Annotated in this window: 15 protein-coding genes; 8 read left to right on the top strand and 7 right to left on the bottom strand. The window is 71.1% G+C overall.

Going from position 1 to position 17772, the window contains the following annotated elements:
* Positions 1 to 101 precede the first annotated feature (101 nt).
* Positions 102 to 1244, top strand: a complete 1143-nt coding sequence (locus ACGFYH_RS19775; protein ID WP_393804421.1) for an enolase C-terminal domain-like protein — start codon at positions 102 to 104, stop codon at positions 1242 to 1244.
* 37 nt (positions 1245 to 1281) lie between these two features.
* Positions 1282 to 4422, top strand: coding sequence for an FAD-binding and (Fe-S)-binding domain-containing protein (locus ACGFYH_RS19770; RefSeq protein WP_393804420.1), 3141 nt, complete (start codon positions 1282 to 1284; stop codon positions 4420 to 4422).
* A gap of 243 nt (positions 4423 to 4665) precedes the next feature.
* Here the strand turns inward: ACGFYH_RS19770 and ACGFYH_RS19765 are convergent, their stop codons facing one another.
* Complete coding sequence (locus tag ACGFYH_RS19765; protein ID WP_393804419.1) at positions 4666 to 6132, bottom strand: cation:proton antiporter; 1467 nt, start codon at positions 6130 to 6132, stop codon at positions 4666 to 4668.
* A gap of 839 nt (positions 6133 to 6971) precedes the next feature.
* Here ACGFYH_RS19765 and ACGFYH_RS19760 point away from each other — a divergent pair.
* Positions 6972 to 8558 carry a cytochrome bc complex cytochrome b subunit gene (locus tag ACGFYH_RS19760; RefSeq protein ID WP_393804418.1) on the top strand — a complete coding sequence of 529 codons (1587 nt, stop codon included), beginning with the start codon at positions 6972 to 6974 and terminating at the stop codon, positions 8556 to 8558.
* Between the two features lie 213 nt (positions 8559 to 8771).
* Here ACGFYH_RS19760 and ACGFYH_RS19755 read toward each other — a convergent pair whose 3' ends face one another.
* From ACGFYH_RS19755 to ACGFYH_RS19735, 5 genes are all read right to left on the bottom strand, one after another.
* On the bottom strand, positions 8772 to 9302 hold the full coding sequence (locus ACGFYH_RS19755; protein ID WP_393804417.1) for a hypothetical protein: 531 nt from the start codon (positions 9300 to 9302) through the stop codon (positions 8772 to 8774).
* 5 nt (positions 9303 to 9307) lie between these two features.
* Positions 9308 to 9667 carry a hypothetical protein gene (locus tag ACGFYH_RS19750; RefSeq protein ID WP_393804416.1) on the bottom strand — a complete coding sequence of 120 codons (360 nt, stop codon included), beginning with the start codon at positions 9665 to 9667 and terminating at the stop codon, positions 9308 to 9310.
* The gene (locus tag ACGFYH_RS19745) at positions 9664 to 11346 is read right to left on the bottom strand and encodes a cbb3-type cytochrome c oxidase subunit I (RefSeq protein ID WP_393804415.1); all 1683 of its coding nucleotides are present in this window, start codon (positions 11344 to 11346) and stop codon (positions 9664 to 9666) included. The genes ACGFYH_RS19750 and ACGFYH_RS19745 overlap by 4 nt, the downstream gene beginning before the upstream one ends.
* Complete coding sequence (coxB, locus tag ACGFYH_RS19740; RefSeq protein WP_393804414.1) at positions 11343 to 11990, bottom strand: cytochrome c oxidase subunit II; 648 nt, start codon at positions 11988 to 11990, stop codon at positions 11343 to 11345. The genes ACGFYH_RS19745 and coxB overlap by 4 nt, the downstream gene beginning before the upstream one ends.
* A gap of 211 nt (positions 11991 to 12201) precedes the next feature.
* Positions 12202 to 12702 (bottom strand): hypothetical protein, encoded by a 501-nt coding sequence (locus ACGFYH_RS19735; protein WP_393804413.1) that lies wholly within the window; start codon positions 12700 to 12702, stop codon positions 12202 to 12204.
* Positions 12703 to 13192: 490 nt separating this feature from the next.
* Here ACGFYH_RS19735 and ACGFYH_RS19730 point away from each other — a divergent pair, with 490 nt between their 5' ends.
* The 5 genes from ACGFYH_RS19730 (at position 13193) to ACGFYH_RS19710 (ending at position 16522) form a co-directional block, all read left to right on the top strand.
* Complete coding sequence (locus ACGFYH_RS19730; protein ID WP_393804412.1) at positions 13193 to 14539, top strand: sigma-70 family RNA polymerase sigma factor; 1347 nt, start codon at positions 13193 to 13195, stop codon at positions 14537 to 14539.
* A complete protein-coding gene (locus ACGFYH_RS19725; protein ID WP_393804411.1) occupies positions 14536 to 15126 on the top strand; it encodes an HPP family protein in 591 nt (196 codons plus the stop codon). Before ACGFYH_RS19730 ends, ACGFYH_RS19725 begins: the two co-directional genes overlap by 4 nt.
* Positions 15127 to 15249: 123 nt before the next feature.
* Complete coding sequence (locus ACGFYH_RS19720; RefSeq protein WP_393804410.1) at positions 15250 to 15831, top strand: PepSY domain-containing protein; 582 nt, start codon at positions 15250 to 15252, stop codon at positions 15829 to 15831.
* An 11-nt stretch (positions 15832 to 15842) separates the two neighbouring features.
* Positions 15843 to 16205 (top strand): hypothetical protein, encoded by a 363-nt coding sequence (locus tag ACGFYH_RS19715; protein WP_393804409.1) that lies wholly within the window; start codon positions 15843 to 15845, stop codon positions 16203 to 16205.
* 194 nt (positions 16206 to 16399) lie between these two features.
* Complete coding sequence (locus ACGFYH_RS19710; protein ID WP_393804408.1) at positions 16400 to 16522, top strand: hypothetical protein; 123 nt, start codon at positions 16400 to 16402, stop codon at positions 16520 to 16522.
* Between the two features lie 256 nt (positions 16523 to 16778).
* Here the strand turns inward: ACGFYH_RS19710 and ACGFYH_RS19705 are convergent, their stop codons facing one another.
* Positions 16779 to 17306, bottom strand: a complete 528-nt coding sequence (locus ACGFYH_RS19705) for a copper chaperone PCu(A)C (RefSeq protein ID WP_393804407.1) — start codon at positions 17304 to 17306, stop codon at positions 16779 to 16781.
* Between the last annotated feature and the right edge of the window lie 466 nt (positions 17307 to 17772).

The following is a 17772-nucleotide window of genomic DNA, read 5'->3' as shown; positions in this document are numbered from 1 at the left end:
ATCAAGGCGGCACTGCACGACCCGGAACTCACCGGCATCGCCACCAAGGGCGTACGCCAGAAGCTCACCGAATACGCCGAGCACCTCCCCGGACGCCACTGATGGCGGGTGACACGACGGCACGGGAGGAGTACACGGTCGACGCGGTCGACGTGCACGCCTTCCAGGTGCCGTCCGACGGGCCGGACGGCAGGGAACAGGACGGCACCCTGGAGTGGGACTCCACGACCCTCGTCCTGGTGCGGGTGCACGCCGGTGGCAGGACCGGCCTCGGCTACACCTACGGCGACGCCTCGACCGCCGCCTTCGTGCACTCGAAGCTGGTCCCGGTGATCGAGGGGGCGAGCGTCTCCTCGCCGGCGGCGCTGTGGCAGCGGATGGGCGCGCAGATCCGCAACGCCGGGCGTCCCGGGGTCGGCGCCATGGCCCTGTCCGCCGTCGACGTGGCGCTGTGGGACCTCAGGGCGCGGCTGCTCGGTCTCCCGCTGGTCCACCTGCTGCCGGCATTCCACGACCGGGTGCCGGTCTACGGCAGCGGCGGCTTCACCAACTACTCCCTGGACCGCCTCACCGACCAGCTCGCCGGGTGGGTCGGACAGGGCATCCCTCGCGTGAAACTCAAGACATCGCGCGAACCGGAGGCCGACGCGCGGCGCCTGACCGCCGTACGGCGGGCGGTGGGCGACGAGCCGGAACTGTTCACCGACGCCAACGGTGCGCTCGGCCGCAAGGAGGCCCTGTACTGGGCCCACCGGTTCCACGACGAGTGGGACGTGCGCTGGTTCGAGGAGCCCGTCAGCTCCGCGGACCTGGAGGGACTGCGGATGCTGCGAGAGCGGGGACCGGCCCGGCTGGAGATCACGGCGGGAGAGTACGCGTTCACCTCCCAGGACTTCGTCAACCTCGTCGAGGGGCCGGCCGTGGACTGCCTCCAGGCCGACGTCACCCGGTGCGGCGGCATCACCGGCGTGCTGGAGGTCGCCGGCCTCGCGGCCGCCCAGCATCTCGACCTGTCCGCCCACTGCGCACCGGCCGTCTCCGCCCACGCCTTCTGCGCCGTACGCCGGTTGCGGCACCTGGAGTACTTCCACGACCACGTGCGGGTCGAGCGACTGCTGTTCGACGGCACTCTGTCCCCCGACGGCGGCGCCCTCTCCCCCGACACGGGCCGGCCGGGACTCGGCCTGGACGTCAAGTGGGCCGACGCGGAGCCCTATCGCGTATACGGCACGCGACCGTCCTGAACAGGCCCCACTTACCACGAGGAGATACGAGAACCCGATGGCGAAGGCAACGCGCGACGTACCCACCAAGACCCACCCGGAAAGCGCGGGACCGCCACGCGCCCGGCAGACCATCGACGTCGGCAGACTGGAGCAGGCCCTGCGCGAAGCAGTGGACGGCGAGGTCCGCTTCGACGCCGGCTCGCTCGGACTGTACGCGCAGGACGCCTCGAACTTCCGGCAGGTGCCGATCGGTGTCGTGGTCCCGCGCACCCTGGACGACGTGGTGGCGGTGCACAGGATCTGCCATCGCTTCGACACCCCCGTCCTCAACCGCGGAGGCGGCACCAGCCTGTCCGGCGAGACCGTCAACGAGGCCGTCGTCATCGACCACTCCAAATACCTGACGACCATCACGGACATCGACCCCGAGCGCCGCCTCGTCACCTGCGAACCCGGCGTCATCAACGAGGAACTCAATCGCCACACCGGCGAGTACAACCTGGTCTTCGGCCCCGACCCCTCCTCCCACTCCCGGTGCGTCATCGGCGGGAACATCGGCAACAACTCCTGCGGCATCCACTCGGTGCAGTCCCAGCTGTACGGACCCGGCCCGCGCACCAGCGACAACGTGGCGGCCCTGGAGGTCGTCACCTATGACGGCGAACGCTTCTGGGTCGGTGTGAACGAGGAGGAGCAGCTCGACGAGATCATCGCCGCGGGCGGGCGCAAGGGCGAGATCTACGCGGCGTTGCGCGACCTGCGCGACGAGTACGCCGACACCATCCGCGCCCGCTTCCCCTCCGAGAAGCAGGTGCCGCGCCGGGTCTCCGGCTACAACCTGGACGAACTCCTGCCCGAACGCGGCTTCAACGTGGCCCGCGCCCTGGTCGGCACCGAGTCCACCTGCGCCACGGTGCTGCAGGCAGTCCTCCAGCTCACCCCCGCCCTGCTGGAGCGCACCACCGTGGTCGTGGAGTACGACGACCTCGCCGATGCCGCCGAGCACTGCGAGGAGATCATCGAGAAGTGGCGGCCGATCGGCCTTGAGGCCCTGGACGACGAGCTGATCCGGGACCAGCAGGAACAGAACATGCACGTCGAGGACATCAAGGAGCTGCCGCGCCTGGGCGGCGGAGGCTGGCTCGTCGTCCAGTTCGGCGCGGACACCAAGGAGGAGTCGGTCGGGCAGGCCCACGGGTTCATCGAGTGGCTCACCGACGACAAGGGCTACGCCCGCGACCGCATCCGCATCGCCAGGAGCAAGCAGGAGGGCGGCACCAGCGAGCACCTGTGGGCGATCCGGGAGGGCGGTCTCGGCTCGACCGCCTTCCCGCCGAGCGGCAAGGACCACTGGCCGGGCTGGGAGGACTCGGCCGTCCCGCCCAGCCGGATCGGCGAGTACGTGCCCAAACTCCGCGAGGTCATGGACCGGCACGGCATCAAGGGCGCCCTGTACGGGCACTTCGGCCAGGGCTGCATCCACTGCCGGCTCAGCTTCGACCTGCGTACCGCCGACGGCATCGCCACCTACCGGGCCTTCATCGAGGACGCCGCCGACCTGGTCGTCGCCCTCGGCGGATCGGTCTCCGGCGAACACGGCGACGGCCAGCAGCGCGCCGAACTGCTGGAAAAGCAGTACGGGAGCGAACTGCTGCAGGCCATGCGGAAGTTCAAGGCCGTATGGGACCCCCAGGGCAAGATGAACCCCGGCAAGGTGGTCGATGCCTACCGGATGGACGAGAACCTCAAACTCGGCACCGACTACAACCCGCCCCGCGTCCCCCTCAAGTTCGCCTATCCGGAGGACGGCGGCGACTTCGCCCACGCCACCCTGCGCTGCGTCGGCATCGGCAAGTGCCGTGTCCCGCAGGCCGAAACCACGATGTGCCCCAGCTACCAGGTGACCCGCGAGGAGAAGCACACCACCCGCGGCCGGGCCCGCCTGCTGTACGAGATGCTCAGGGGCGACGTCATCACCGACGGCTGGCAGTCCAAGGAGGTCAAGGACGCCCTCGACCTGTGCCTGGCCTGCAAGGGCTGCACCAACGACTGCCCCGTCAACGTCGACATGCCGACCTACAAGGCGGAGTTCCTCCACCACCACTTCAAGTCGGCCCGGCGGTGGCGCCCGCGCCACGCCTACGCCTTCGGCTTCATCGACCAGGCCGCCCGGATCGCCTCGCACATCCCCGAGCTGGCCAACGTCGCCACCCAGGCTCCCGGCCTGTCGCAGCTCGCCAAGCTGGTCGCCGGCATCGACCGCAAGCGTCCGCTGCCCAGGTTCGCGCCGATGACCCTGCAGGAGTGGTTCGCACGGCGCGGCGGCAGCGCCAACCCGACCGGACGGCCCGTCGTCCTCTTTCCCGACACCTTCAACAACTACTTCCACACCCAGGTCGGCGTGGCCTGCGTCGAGGCCATCGAGGCTGCGGGCTGGCGGGTCATCATGCCCGAGCAGCACATCTGCTGCGGCCGGCCGCTGTACGACTACGGCTTCCTGGACGCCGCCGAACGCTATCTGCGCCGGGTTCTGGACGTCCTGCGGCCCGAACTGCGGGCCGGCACACCCATCGTCGGGATGGAGCCCAGCTGCCTGGCCGTCTTCAAGGACGAGCTGCCCAAGCTGCTGCCGCACGACGACGACGCCAAGCGGCTCACCCGCAACGCGTTCCACTTCGCCGAGTTCTTCCAGACCTACGCCATCAAGCCGCCCGCCTTCGACGGCAAGGCCCTCCTGTGGGGTCACTGCCACCAGCGGGCCACCGGCGGCATGAGCCCCGACCGGAAACTGCTGGAGGACATGGGCCTCCAGGTCGAGAACCTTCAGGGCGGCTGCTGCGGCCTGGCGGGGTCCTGGGGCTTCGAGTCCGGCAAGTACGACATCTCCATGGACTGCGGTGAACAGGCGCTGCTGCCCGCGGTCCGGGACGCCGAGACCGACTGCGTCGTGGTCGCCGACGGCTTCTCCTGCAAGACCCAGATCAAGGACGCCGGCACGGGCCGCGAGGCACTGCACGTCGCCGAGGTCATGAAACTCGCCCGGGAAGACGGGGCACACGCCGGGTCCGGCCGACCCGAGAAGGCCGGCCCCTCCCGCCCGGCTCCGCCATGGCGCAAACGTGCCCTGCGCATCTCGGCAGCCGCTGCCCTCGCAACAGCCGTCACCACGGCCGGAATCCGTGCGGCCCGCTCCTGACTCACGGGGGCCCGGCCGGAGCGGGCACCCCCGAAGGGCAGACCCGAGTCTCACCTTCGGGGCCCGCCCGGCCCCTTCGCCCTGACCGGAGCCGGGGCCGGCGAACGCGAGTCGCCGCCGGCCTGCTCATCGTCGAGCCTCACCCGCTTCAGGACCTCCCGTTGGCCCACCTGGTCATCGGCGGCTCCGGCAACACGGCCCTTCCTGGTCGGTGGTGTGCTTTCCGTTCCCCAGCACGGCTCATCACTCCCGCCCCGCGGTGAAGAGGCCGGCGCACTCCTCGTCACTGTCACCGGTGATGAGCAGTACCTCGTCGCCCACCCGCAACCGCGTGGCCCCGCGCACGGGAACGATGCCGCCCTCGCGGACGACCATGCTGATCCAGATCCCCTCGCCGATGTCCAGCCCGTCGACCCTGCTTCCATCGGCCGCGGACCCCTCCTCGACCACGTGTCGCGCGACCCCTTCGGGGCGGTCTCTCAGGCGCATGCCCAAGGCCCACGGTTCCAGCTCCACGGACCGCATCGGCACCCGGCACAGCCGGGCCACCGTGGGCACCAGCGAGCCCTGCACGATGACCGAGAAGACGACCACGACGAACACCACGTCGTACAGGCGGTCGGCCTGCGCGACTCCGGAACTGACGAGGTAACTGCCGAGGAGCACCGGGACCGCCCCCTTCAGCCCGGTGAAGGCGAGGAACACTTTCTCCCCCACGCGCAGGCGCATCCCCCACAGCAGCACGGCCATCACGACGGGCCGCACCACGAAGGCCAGCAGGACCGCCAGGAGGAGACCGTCCGTCCACGCTCCCTCCCTGGTGAACGTCCACAGCGGCACGGTCAGTCCCAGTACGGCGAAGGCGACGATCTCCCCCAGACTGCCGAGCGCCGTGTGGAAACGTTCGATCTCCCGTTTGTAGGGGGCCCGGATGTCGCCCAGCAGGACACCGGCCACGAAGACGGCCAGGAAACCGGAACCGTGCGCCACCGTGGTCAGCCCGTAGACCGCGAACGCTCCGGCCAGCGTGCGCAGCGGATACAAACCCTCGGCAGGCAGCGGCACCTTGCGCATCAGGAACTTGAGCCCCCAGCCGCCCGCCGCTCCCATCACCGCGCCGATGGCCATCTCCTGCACGAAGATCAGCGCCGTGTGGCCCGCCGTGTCGAGCGCCGACCCGGCCGACATGCCCAGCAGACCGGCCATCAGGGCGATGCCCACGGGATCGTTGGCGCCGGACTCGCCGGGCAGCAGGACACCCGTCCTGCCGGTGATCTTCCGGCGGCCGAGGACGGAGAAGACGACGGCCGGGTCGGTCGGCGCCAGTGCGGTGCCCAGCAGCAGGGCGGTGCGCCAGTCGAGCCCGAGCAGGAGGTGAGCCGCGACGGCGAGCAGACCGGCGGTGGCGAAGGTGCCCAGCACGCCGATCGAGAGGATGGCGCGGATCTCCGGCCTGAGGCGGCGCCAGCCGATGTCCATGCCGCCCTGGAAGAGCAGCACCACGAGCGCGATGGTGACGATGTCCTGCACCGTTGCCGTCGAGAGCTTCCTCAGTTCCGGGAAGACGTCCACCGCCACGGCGGTGCCGACGAGGAAGAACGCCGGGGCCGGGATGCGGGCGCGTTCGCTCACCCGGTTGGACCCCAGCGCCGCCAAGCCCGCCAGTGCCACGACCAGCACCGCCAGTCCGAACGACCAGACTCCCTCCATGTACTCCCCTCACTCCCTTCGGCGGCCTCCCCGGGGAGGCCGCGGCATCGGCCGGGCCACGAGTTGCGCGACGTCGGCGACCACGGGGAGGGCGCCGCGCTGCGACCGGTGCCAGGTGCGAGGGCTGTGTCCGGTGCCGGCCCGGCCGAGCAGCTCGGCCGGGAACCGTCGTCGAGCAGACCCCGCCAGTACCCGCGCCGCGACGGATCATGCCGTCGGCGCGGGCACGCGGAGCCCGTTCGGACGCGCCCGCGCCGGTTGGTACCTGTGGCACCTGCCCACGACGGGCGAGGGCAGGCCGACGGGATCCATGACGGCCCTCCGCTGTGACGCCTCTCTCCCGTGGTGACCGGATGTCACGACCGTGTGTCCCCGGGCGGGAACGCGCGAGCGGTCGAACTCCCCTCGGCGGCGACCGCGGCGATCAGGCACGGACACGCGGTTTCCCACGGCCTCGCGGGTCATGACCGGTCACCTCGGCCGCGCTGCTCCCTCGTCCTCGGTCCGGCCCGGGACACCTCGCTGGCCTACGGACGGCGCACGCGTCGGCTCGTGCGTACTCACCGGTCGTCCCTCCCGAGCGACAAGAGCGCACCCCGACGGGAGCGGCCCCGGACGGCCGGACCGTCGGAGTGTCCCCGGGTGCGGACGAACCTGTTTCCCCTCGGCCGCCGTTTCGGCCGCGCACACCTCGGGGACCCGTGCCAGGCTCGACACGAGCGATGAGCGACGAGTCATGAACAGCTTGCAGTCGGTACGGCTGAACGGCGGGAGGATGGCGCACCGTGGCGGTCCGGGACGGGAACCACACTGCTGGACAGGCCACGCGAGGAGAACGGGTGGTGGGCGCACTCGACAGGCGTCTTCCGCTCTCCTCGGCGGGCAAGGTGTTCCTGCGCAAGGCGTTCCCCGACCACTGGTCGTTCCTGCTGGGCGAGATCGCCCTCTACAGTCTTGTGGTGCTCGTGGTCACCGGTGTGTTCCTCACCTTCTTCTTCGACCCGAGCCTGGCGGAGCAGCCTTACACCGGTTCGTACGTCCCCCTGCAGGGCGTGATGACGTCACAGGCGTACGCCTCTGTGCTGCACATCAGTTTCGATCTGGGCGGCGGGCTGCTCATCCGGCAGATCCACCACTGGGGCGCCCTGGTGTTCGTCGCCGCCATCGGCGTGCACCTGCTGCGCATCTTCCTCACTGGTGCGTTCCGCCGGCCCCGCGAGGTCAACTGGACCATCGGGGTGACCCTGTTTCTGCTGGCCATGCTCGAGGGCTTCTGCGGCTACTCGCTCCCCGACGACCTGCTCTCGGGCACCGGGCTGCGCACGGCCCAGGGCATCATGCTCTCGATTCCGATCGTCGGCACGTACGTGTCGTTCTTCGTCTTCGGTGGGGAGTTCCCCGGAGCAGACATCATCCCGCGCCTGTACGTGGCACACGTCCTGCTGATCCCCGGACTGCTGCTGGCTCTCGTCGCGGCCCACCTGTCGTTCGTCATCTACCACAAGCACACCCAGTGGGCCCGCCCGGGCCGGACCAATCACAACGTCGTCGGCAAACCGTTCTACCCGCAGTACACGGCCAAGTCGGTCGGTCTGATGTTCGCCGTCGGGGGCGTGCTCACCCTGATGGGCGCCCTGATGCAGATCAACCCGATCTGGGACTTCGGTCCGTACCGCCCCGACAAGGTCTCGATCGACGCCCAACCCGACTGGTACGTGGGCTTCCTGGAGGGCGCCCTGCGCCTGATGCCCTCCGCGGAGACGAACTTCGCCGGTCACACCGTCGTGTGGGACGTCTTCCTGCCGGGTGTGGTGCTGCCCACGACGCTCTTCGTCGTTCTGTACAGCTATCCGTTCTTCGAGCGCTGGATCACCGGGCCCCTGCCCGAACAGCATCTGTGCGACCGGCCTCGCGACCAGCCCACCCGCACGGCCCTGGGTGTCGCGGCCGTCACCGCCTACGGTGTCCTGCTGTTGGCCGGCGGACAGGACGTCATCGCCCTGGTCTTCCACGTGCGACTGGAACTCGTGACCTACACGTGCCGCGTAGCGCTGTTCCTCGGGCCCTTCCTGGCCTATCACCTCACCAAACGGGCCTGCCTCGGTCTCCAGGCAGCCGACCGGCGGCGGCTGCTCCAGGGCCGGGCGACGCCTGAGGTGCGCCGGGCCGACGACGCCGGTTACCGGCAGGTCCGCACGCCGCTGCCGGCGGCCGACGCGTACCGCATCCTCGTCCGCGACGAGCCCCGGCCCCGGGGGCACGGCACGGAGGCGTGGCGCTGGTTCCGCAAGCACCGCATCCGCAACGCGCTGAGCCGCTGGTACTTCGGCAAGCGGGTCGAGCTGCCGGTCACCGAGTGGCAGCACCGCCGGATCGAGGCCGTGCGGGCGGCACCTGGTGAGGAGGAGACGGCGGACCAAGCGTGATCCATGCCGTTCGAGCGGGCGCACCGCCGTGAGCGCCGGGTCGGGCGGGGCACAGCCGGTACCCGTCCGCCGGCCGGGGCCGGGGCGGCCCCGGCGCGCGGCACACTCCGGGTCACGGGGGCGGGTCACGGGGGCGGGTGACGGGGGCGTCGGGCGCGTCGGGCGCGTCGGGCGCGTCGGGCGCGTCGGGCGCGTCGGGCGCGTCGGCCCGGGTTACTTCCCCAGGGCCGGCAGCGGTGGCGTCTCCCGGGCCTCGTGGTCTTCCCGGTCCTCCCGTGTGATCCAGGTCCAGGTGAGGGCGGCCGCGATGACGCCCAGCGGCAGCATGCCGACGATCATCGCGATGCCCTGAGCCGAGTGCCCTGCGACGATGACGCCGAGCGCGGGCAGATCCAGCAGAGGCGCGGCCAGGAACAGGTACAGGCAGCGGCCCGGATCGCTGAGCCGGTGCCGGGTGCGGGCCACGGCCGGCACCCAGAAGAGCACGGCGCCCGCGAGCAGCACCGGCTCCGTCACGAGATGCCCGCCCGCGGGGGTCGTCCCCAGTACGTCACCGAGTACCGCCCAGGCGTGCAGCAGCACCAGCAACGGCAGGGCCGCACCCGGGTGAACGCTGACCCGCTCCCACAGAGGGGACCGCCGCGAGAACCACACCAGGCCCGGTACCACGGCGGCCAGGGCCAACCCCGAGCAGGCCATGAGGGCCACGGAGGACAGGTGGACCGCGTGCGTCGAGTGGTCCACCGGCGTCACTCCTCCCGCACCGTCGTGCCGCGCACCGCCATGGCGCCCGCCACGGCCAGCAACGGCAGTCCGAGCGCCAGCAGCCACATGCCGTAGACGAACGTCAGCGCCACCAGGAGGACGCCGACGGCGGCAGGGGCCGCCGCACCGGCGGCACGTTCCGGTACCCGGTAGCGGGTGTGCTCTTCGGGCCCTCGGCGAGACGAGGCGAACACGGCGAGGGCGGTCAGCTCCAGCAGCACCACGACGCCTCCCCAGAGCCAGAAGACCAGCGCGCTCTCACCGTAGACCGCCAGCACCGTCAGCAGCACCGCGTTGAGTCCGCCCCATCCGGCCACGACCGTGAACGACACGAGCCGTTTCACGACTTGCCTCCCGGAGCCGGGTCCGGCACCTCGCGGCCCAGCCGCTGCCGCAGGTCGAGCAGCGGGGCGAAACTGGTGACCGGGGGCAGCGGGTACTCGGTGGAGAAGTTGAACCGCGGCGGCGGTGAGGCGGTGGCCCATTCCAGGCTGTGGCCTCCCCAGGGGTCGTCCGGCGCCGGGTCGGCGCGGCCCAGGTACCGCCGGCGCAGGGTCCACAGGACGTTGACGATGAACACCATCATGCCCGCGGCGAGGAACGCGGCTCCGATGCTGGACAGCAGGTTCATCACGCCGAACCCCTCGAAGTCCGCGTACGTCGCCACCCGGCGGGGCATGCCGAGGTAGCCGAGGGCGAACATGGGCAGGAAGGTCAGGTTGGTGCCGATCACCAGCAGCCAGAAGTGCAGACGGCCCCCGCGGTCCCCGAGCATCACGCCGGTCACCTTCGGGAACCAGAAGTAGACCGCGGCGAACAGCCCGAAGCCGCTGCCCGCGAACAACACGTAGTGCAGGTGGGCGACGATGAAGTAGCTGTCGGTGACGTGGTAGTCGATGACCGGTGTGCCGACCATGATCCCGGTCAGGCCGCCGATCAGGAACTGCGGGACGAACGCCAGGGCGAACATCATCGGCGTGGAGAACCGGATGCGACCGCCGACGATGGTGCCGAGCATGGCGAAGTACTCGACACCCGCGGGGACGAGCAGGGCGATGGAGGTCAGCGAGTAGTAGTCGTTGGTGGCCTGTCCGGTGGCGAACATGTGGTGACCCCACACACTCATCGACAGGGCGGCGAAGACCAGAAGCGACACGACCGTGCCCTTGTAACCGAAGAAGCGGCGGCCGGAGAAGACGGCCAGCACCTCGGCGACCGCCGCCAGGTAGGGGAAGAACATCACGTAGACGACGGGGTGACCGTAGAACCAGAAGAGGTGCTGGTAGCCGATGTTCCACACGTTGGACTGGAAGATCGACGGATCGACCCGCCCGGCGGCCAGCAGGGCCAGGGCGGCGAGCAGGGCCGGGAAGGCACCGATCACCATCAGGCAGGTGACGATCATCGACCAGGAGAACACCGGCAGCCGCAGCATCGTCATCCCGCGGGCGCGTTTGCGCAGCACGGTCCACAGCACGGACCAGCCCATGACGATGGTCCCGGTCGTCGCGAGTCCCACCCCGACGATCCACAGGTCCGACCCCACGCCGGGTGTGTACACGCTGTCCGCCAGCGGCGGGTAGGAGAACCAGCCGCTGCTGTGCGCCCCGTTCGAGGTGGCGAAACCGCTCAGCATCACCACCGCGCCGACGACGTAGAGCCAGTAGCCGAACAACGTGATACGCGGCATGGCGATCGCCGGCGCACCGATCTGCAGCGGTACCAGGTACACGCCCAGCCCGATGGCGAACGGGGTGAGCACCATGTAGATCATGCCGGAGCCGTGCATCGTGAACAGCTGGTTGTAGGTGTCCACGCCCACCAGCTCCTGCTCGGGCTGCGCGAGCTGCGCCCGCATGATCAGCGCGAGGATACCCACGAGGACCAGCAGTACCAGGGAGGTGCCGACGGTCAGCAGCCCGATGCGCTTGTGGTCGGTGCTCGTCACCCAGCCCAGCCAGCCGCCGGGCGCGACCGGCCGTCCGGCGGTCTCGTTCTCGGTGGCAGGCGGCGCCGAGGTCATACGGCCGCCTCCTGCCCGCTGCCCTGCTGGAGCCAGCGGTCGTACTCCTCGGGTGACACCGCCTTGATCCAGAAGTGCATCGCGTAGTGGAGGTGGCCGCAGAACTCGGCGCACTTGCCCACCCAGCGGCCCTCCCGGTCCAGCGTGAGGGTGAAGGTGTTGACGTGGTCGGGGAAGGCGTCCATCTTGTACCGCAAGTGCGGCACCCACAGGGAGTGGATGACGTCACGCGAGGTCAACCGGATCTCCACGGGGCGTCCGGTGGGCACCACGAGGGTCGGCAGGTCGTCGCCCCGGCAGGTCCCGGAGACGCTGCGCCGTTCGGCCGACTGGGGGTAGGCGAAGGTCCAGCACCACTGGCGCGCGGTCACGTCCACGCGTACGGGCGGGCGCGGGGAAGTCTCGTGCTCGCGATGGTTCTGCCACGCCGTCCACCCCACCAGGAACACGGCGAAGACGGCCAGGACCCCCACGTAGTAGCTTTCCAGACGGGGGCGCTCCGCTCGCTCGGAGGGTGTGACCCGCCGTGCGGCCCGTCGCCGGACCACCGCGTAGCCGAATATGGCCGACACGATGAGGAAGACCACTCCCGCGACGATCGACTCCAGCGCGAAGAGGTCGCCGAAGATGTGACGCTGCTTCACCCTGCCGCCTTCCCTGCCGGCCGCGCGCGGCGGCGAAGAACACGACCGTCCGTCGTGGCAGCACCCCCGACAACCATCCGATCACTCCCGTCTCAAACCGCGAACGAGGCTAACCGGACGTTACGGGCAAGCCTGACGGTCCGCGAGCAGACACACCGCTGGGCGAAGTGCCCGGGCCCGACGCTCTTACACCCTGCGCGGCCGCAGCGGCCTACTCCTGTGCGGGGTCGTCCTGATGCCCCTCTTCCTCCTCGGCCGTCTGCTCCTCGACCTCTTCTCCGTGCGAGGAGGACGCCTGGGCCCGTTCCGCCAGGGCGAGTTCGAGTCCGGCCACGAACAGGTAGACGACGGAGACGGTGAAGGAGGTCACCGGCCAGGCCACCACCCCGCCGACGAAGTGGGCGCAGCCCCAGGCAAGCACCACGGACGTCCCTACGGACACCAGGCTCAGGGACACGCCCATGGCCGTGACCGTGCTGGGCTCCGGCTCCAGCGGCTTGCGGAATCCGGCGGACGCCAGAGCCTGCAGGAGGCTGAAGGCCACGGCGGCACCCAGCGCGAAGTAGACCAGGTGTGCGGCCCCCGGGACCCTGGCCTCGGTGTTGAGCAGGGCCGCGGCGACGGTGATGGCCACCGAGTAGCCGTACGCCTGTCCGTTGTTGCGCAGGGAGGCACGCACTCCGTGTGCCAGGCGCCCGACAGAACCGTCCATGCGAACCGCTCTCGATCGTTCGGCGGAGTTCTCGTCACGGTATGTCCGCCCTGCCGCCCGCGCACGGCGCGCGGGGAGGAGCTCGGCTGCCTGGTGGGTCTTGTGAGCGAAGCGGGGCGGCGGGCGCCGGCGGGCGATTCCCGCCACCGGCTTGGCGACGCGGGCCAGTAGCGACCGGCGTCGTGACGACCTCCCCCGGACACCCCTGTGCCGTGGCTGTGGACCGATCGCCCGGACCCGCGAACGGAGCGGTCCGCCTCGCCACTCTCCGGGACCGGGGGCGGCACGATCGCCTTCACCCGGGTGGCGGCCGGGTCCGGTGACGAAGGATGACTCCGTGTTTCGTGGGGTGGCCGCCGGGTCACTCAAAGACCGACGGGCGCCGGGCCACCGCCCAGGGCGGTGCCTGCCAGGACTGCCACCCTCGCGTCCGGCCCGAAACCACGTGCCAGCCCGAAACCAACAGAGGCCCATGCTCCCCTCAACCGCCGTGTCCCTCCGGACGCACCGAGGTGCCGCGCCCCTGCAGCCGTCCCCGGAGGACCTGGACGCCCTGCTGCTGGAGTTGGCGCGCCGACCGCCGGGGCCGGAGCGTGCCGCACTGCGGGAGCGGGTCATCCGGCTGCTGCTGCCGATGGCCCGCCGCGTGGCGCGGCGGTTCCACCGGTACGGGGAGGACCCCGACGACCTGGTACAGGTGGCCTCGCTGGGACTGATCAAGGCCGTCGACGCCTACGACCCGACGCTGGGGCACGCCTTCCTGTCCTACGCGCTGCCCAAGGTCACCGGTGAGCTGCGGCGGCACCTGCGCGACCGCACCGCCACCGTACGGCTCCCCCGCGCCCTGCAGGAGGCGAGCGGGCAGGTCGTCCGGGCCGTCGAGGAACTGGAGCAGCGGTTTCACGGCCACTCCCCCACTCCCGAGCAGATCGCCGAGCACACGGGGCTCGACCCCGCACTCGTGCGGGCCACCGTGCGGGCCCTGCACGAGAGCCGTCCGCGATCTCTCGACGAGCCGGCGGCGCGCGACCACGAGGACCCGCTCTCCTGCCTGCTCGGCGCCGAGGACACCGGCTACGGCCGGGTCGTCGACACCGTGGCCCTGGCCGCTTTGGTCGAGCAGTTGCCGGAACGCGACCGCCACGTCCTCCACCTGCGGTTCTACCGGGAGCGGACCCAGCAGCAGATCGCCGACGTCATCGGCGTCTCCCAGATGCAGGTCTCGCGTATCCTGCGCCGCTGCCTCGACCGGCTCCGCGAGGGTCTGCTGACGAACGAGCCGCCGCGCGACGGCGCGCCCGTGCAACGCCCGCGCGGGCTACGCGACTCGGACGCCGCGCGGCCCACGCGTCCCCGGGGCGGGGGCCGTCATCGTGCGGAACCGGCTCGTCCCGGCAGCTCGGTCACTCCGCCGCCGCACACGGCGCCCGCTGCCGCGGCCACCGCGGAGGCGGGCCCGGCCCGGCAGGCGGCGAGGCGTTCCTCGCCCGTGGCACGGTGCCGTGGCGCCGTCGGGTGCGCTGCGGCCGGGCCCGGACGGGATGTCGTGCGGCGATCCGTCCGCGCGCTGCCGATGCCGATGCCGACCTGCCGAACGCCTCCTCGCCTCGCCGTGCTCTCCCCGCGGCCGGACCGGGCCCGAGCGGGGCCCGCAGGGCAGCCGCAGGCCACCGGGCGTCCCCGTCGCCGGACTCTCGCCCCGTCCCGCGAGCGGCCGGCGCGCCCCCCTCCCGACGCCCGTGGGGCCGAGGGGACGACCGGCACTGTCCAGAAGGAGGGACCTGTGACAACGCACGCGGCACGCGCGTCGACCGGCTCCCGCGGCGGGCACCCGTGACGGCGCGGGCGCTGGGCCGGGCCCTGCGGGTCGCACGTCCGGATCCCCGCGCGCCCGTGCGCGACCGGTTCGCGGCCGGCCTGCGGCTGTCGGTGCTGTCCGTCTTGTTGCTGGTGGGCGTCGGCTTCTGCGGGCGGCTCATCGGCTGGGTGGCTCTGACGACGACCATCGGGCCGACGGCGTACGTACTGCTGGCTCATCCCGGCACTGTGGGCCCGCGGTTGCGCCACGCCGTGCTCGCCCATGCCTCGGCGGTGGGCGTCGGCCTCGCCTGCCTGGCCGCCTTCGGTCTGTGGAACCACCCGTCGATCGTGGTACGGCAACACGACACCACCACGCAGATTCTGGCGCAGGCCATCGCGGTGGGCGTGACGCTCTTGCTGCTGCACGTGCTGAACGCCCCCCACCCGCCGGCCGCGGCGACCGCGCTTCTGATCACCTCCGGTATCTCCCGCCCCGGTCCGCCGCTGTACGGGATGCTGACCGGTCTGTCCCTGGTGCTGGCCGTCGCCTCGCTGCTCACGTGGGTGACGTCTCCGAGAGCGGAAGGCGCGCAGGAGGGGCGGAAGGCCCCGGACGACGGCTGAGCGGTGATGGCACGCACCCCGCTCGTCGAAACAGGAACTGCCACACGTCAGGAAGGCAGACAGCACATGGCTCGCTCATTCCGGCGGACCGCTCCTCCATGCCGGGGGCCTGGACCCGTCGCCGTGCTACTCGCCCTGATGGGGGCGCTCCTCGCCGCGTGCAGCGGTCCGGCCGCCACCAGCCGTCCGGAAGTGCTGGGGCAGGTGGAGTTCCCGTTCGACCGTGCCGTGCGCAAGGCACTCGACGAGGTTCCCGAGAGCAGACTGTTCTCCATCGGGCTGCGCCAGGTGTCCGGGCCGCACCCCGAGTGGCATACCGAGGTGGCCACCAGTGACGGCACCGTGCACGTCGTGCGTGTGGACGCCGTTCTCGGCCGGCTGCTGGGCACCTCCGTGCCTCCCGGCCAGTCACCCGCGGAGAAGGAGAAGAGGGCGGCCCTGGTGGAGGACGCGAAGGTGCTTCCGGAGGAGGCGGCCGAGAAGGCGGCGGCCACGGCGGTGAAGAGCCCGCACTACGGCAAGGTGACCGACGTCAGGCTCGCGAAGGACAGGAAGGACGGGGCCGAGTGGCTCGTCACCGTCGCGACCATCGAGCCAGGGCACCGACGTGTGTACGTGGTCGACGCCGTGACCGGGAACGTCCTCGACAGCCGGACGGACGCGCCCTCTCCTTCGTCTCCGGCCGACGCGACGGTTTCGCCGTGAGGTACCGCGCCGTGGTATCCGAGCCGGCCGTGCGCGTCGCGTGGGGAATCGTACTCGCGCTGTCCCCCCGCCTCGTGCTGCGCCGGTGTCCCCGTACCCCCTCCACTCCGGCCGGCCGGATGGTGGTGCGCGCGCTCGGCGTGCGGCATGTCCTGCAGGGGATCACCACCGCACGGGACGCCGTGCCGCCCGGGTGGAGCGCCGTACCCGACGCCCTTCACGCCGCGAGCATGGCCGGTCTGGCACTGCGCAGCGACCGGTGGCGCGCGGCTGCCCTCGGCGACTGCTGCGTCGCCTGCGCGTTCGCCCTGGCCTCGCTACAGGCCGCCCGCAGGGGGCGGCAGCGCTCGGCGGGCCGTGGGCCGGCCGGGTGACCTGCGCGGTTCCGGGCCATACCGACGGAAGGCCCCGGCCCGTGAACGACAGAGCCGAGGTGCCGACGGCGGCTCCCGACGCCGCGTGCCCTCCGTGGGCGCCGTGCGAGTACGCGTTCGGTGCGGCGGCTGGACGTGCATCAACGCCCGGACTTTCGCGGGCGCCTGCGGAATCCCCGGGGCGAGAGCGAGGGGTGGACCGCGCGGGACTGCGTCTGCGGCTCCTCGGCGCCCACCGCGTCGTCCGGCACCCGGAGGCGAAGCTGTGCGGGGAGCGTCGGCCGGGGCGGGGCGAGGAGCGCGACCCGGCGCTGTAACCATCCGCCCAAGCCACTGGTCCGTGAGGCGGTGACCGGTCAAGCTGGTCCGTGAGGCGGTGACCGGGACGTCCGTCCGGCGGGAGTCACGGCCCGTCCGGTCAGGCGTCCGGTTCAGCAGGGCGAACCGAGGCGCTGGCCGAGCAGGGTGGCGACGGTAGAGCCACCGGCCCTGCCCCACCGCCGTCCGAGCGCCCGTGCCGAACGCCGCGAGGCGCGGGGCGCCCGGGGCCTCACGGTCGGCGTCACGAGCGGTTCACCCGGTCGGCGAAGGGCTTTCCTCGTAGGTGGGCACTTGAGCCTGGATGTTGAAGGTGGTCGTGCCGGCTTTCTCGAACCGCATGGTGAACTCCATGAAGTCGCCGCCCCTGATCTGCCGGTTCACGTCGCGCAGCACCAGGTGTGTCTTGCCCGGCTCCAGTTGGACGAGTCGGCCCACCGGGAGTTCGACCCCGCCGGTCAGCACCTTGCCGTCGGCGTCCACCAGGTCCACCGAGGCCGCGGCCGGTGTCTCGGCGCCCACTAGCTTGTCGGCCTTGTCGCCCTTGTTGTAGAGCCACACATATGCGGGGACGTCGTCTCCGGACTGCCAGGGCTCGTCTTTCGGTTCAGCCACATGCGCATACCGGATCATCAGATCGCCGACACGACCGTTCTGCCCCGGCGCCTCCCAGTCGGGGAGGGAGAACTCGTCGTCCCCACCGCATCCGTTCGCAGTCATGGCCAGCACGAGCGCGCTCGCCGCGAGAGCACACCGCCTGCGCACCGCGAAGAGGGCTGTCATGGTCGCTCCTCTCACCAGCCCGATGGTCCCACCCTGGGTACCCACATCCTCCTGCGCAAAGGGAGTCGGGCCAATCGTGTGCGGAGGCTGCCCTCATGCACCTGCCGCGCACCGGTGGCCGGACGAGTTCGAGCGAACACGTGGAGGGGCCCTGGCGCCATGGCACCAGGGCCCCGAAGGAACTGTTACACCATCTGCCGACCCTCATCCTGCGTCGGCCTGCTGTTTCCGCAGACCTGGCTGAACTGCCGCCGGGCGTGCGGGGATCGCGGTTGCTTGACCGGAGACCACCTCACTGTCGATGTCCTGCGGTACCCGGGCTCAATACGTCAGCCCGGGCGATCCAGATGGCGCCTGGCTCCTCCGTTCTTTCCCTCTGATCCTGCTGAGCGGGAACTGCGTACTGCTGGTCGTGCGAACCGCACTTACTGAACTGGTGTTGCGGTACCGCTCACGGCGGCCCCTC

Source organism: Streptomyces sp. NPDC048392 (assembly GCF_043200575.1).
Taxonomy (GTDB): domain Bacteria; phylum Actinomycetota; class Actinomycetes; order Streptomycetales; family Streptomycetaceae; genus Streptomyces.
This window is presented reverse-complemented; position numbering and strand designations above follow the sequence as displayed.

Coding starts and splice junctions, on each gene's coding strand:
- ACGFYH_RS19775 (WP_393804421.1), top strand. CDS start 102: ATGGCGGGTGACACGACGGCACGGGAGGAGTACACGGTCGACGCGGTC.
- ACGFYH_RS19770 (WP_393804420.1), top strand. CDS start 1,282: ATGGCGAAGGCAACGCGCGACGTACCCACCAAGACCCACCCGGAAAGC.
- ACGFYH_RS19765 (WP_393804419.1), bottom strand. CDS start 6,132: ATGGAGGGAGTCTGGTCGTTCGGACTGGCGGTGCTGGTCGTGGCACTG.
- ACGFYH_RS19745 (WP_393804415.1), bottom strand. CDS start 11,346: ATGACCTCGGCGCCGCCTGCCACCGAGAACGAGACCGCCGGACGGCCG.
- ACGFYH_RS19735 (WP_393804413.1), bottom strand. CDS start 12,702: ATGGACGGTTCTGTCGGGCGCCTGGCACACGGAGTGCGTGCCTCCCTG.
- ACGFYH_RS19705 (WP_393804407.1), bottom strand. CDS start 17,306: ATGACAGCCCTCTTCGCGGTGCGCAGGCGGTGTGCTCTCGCGGCGAGC.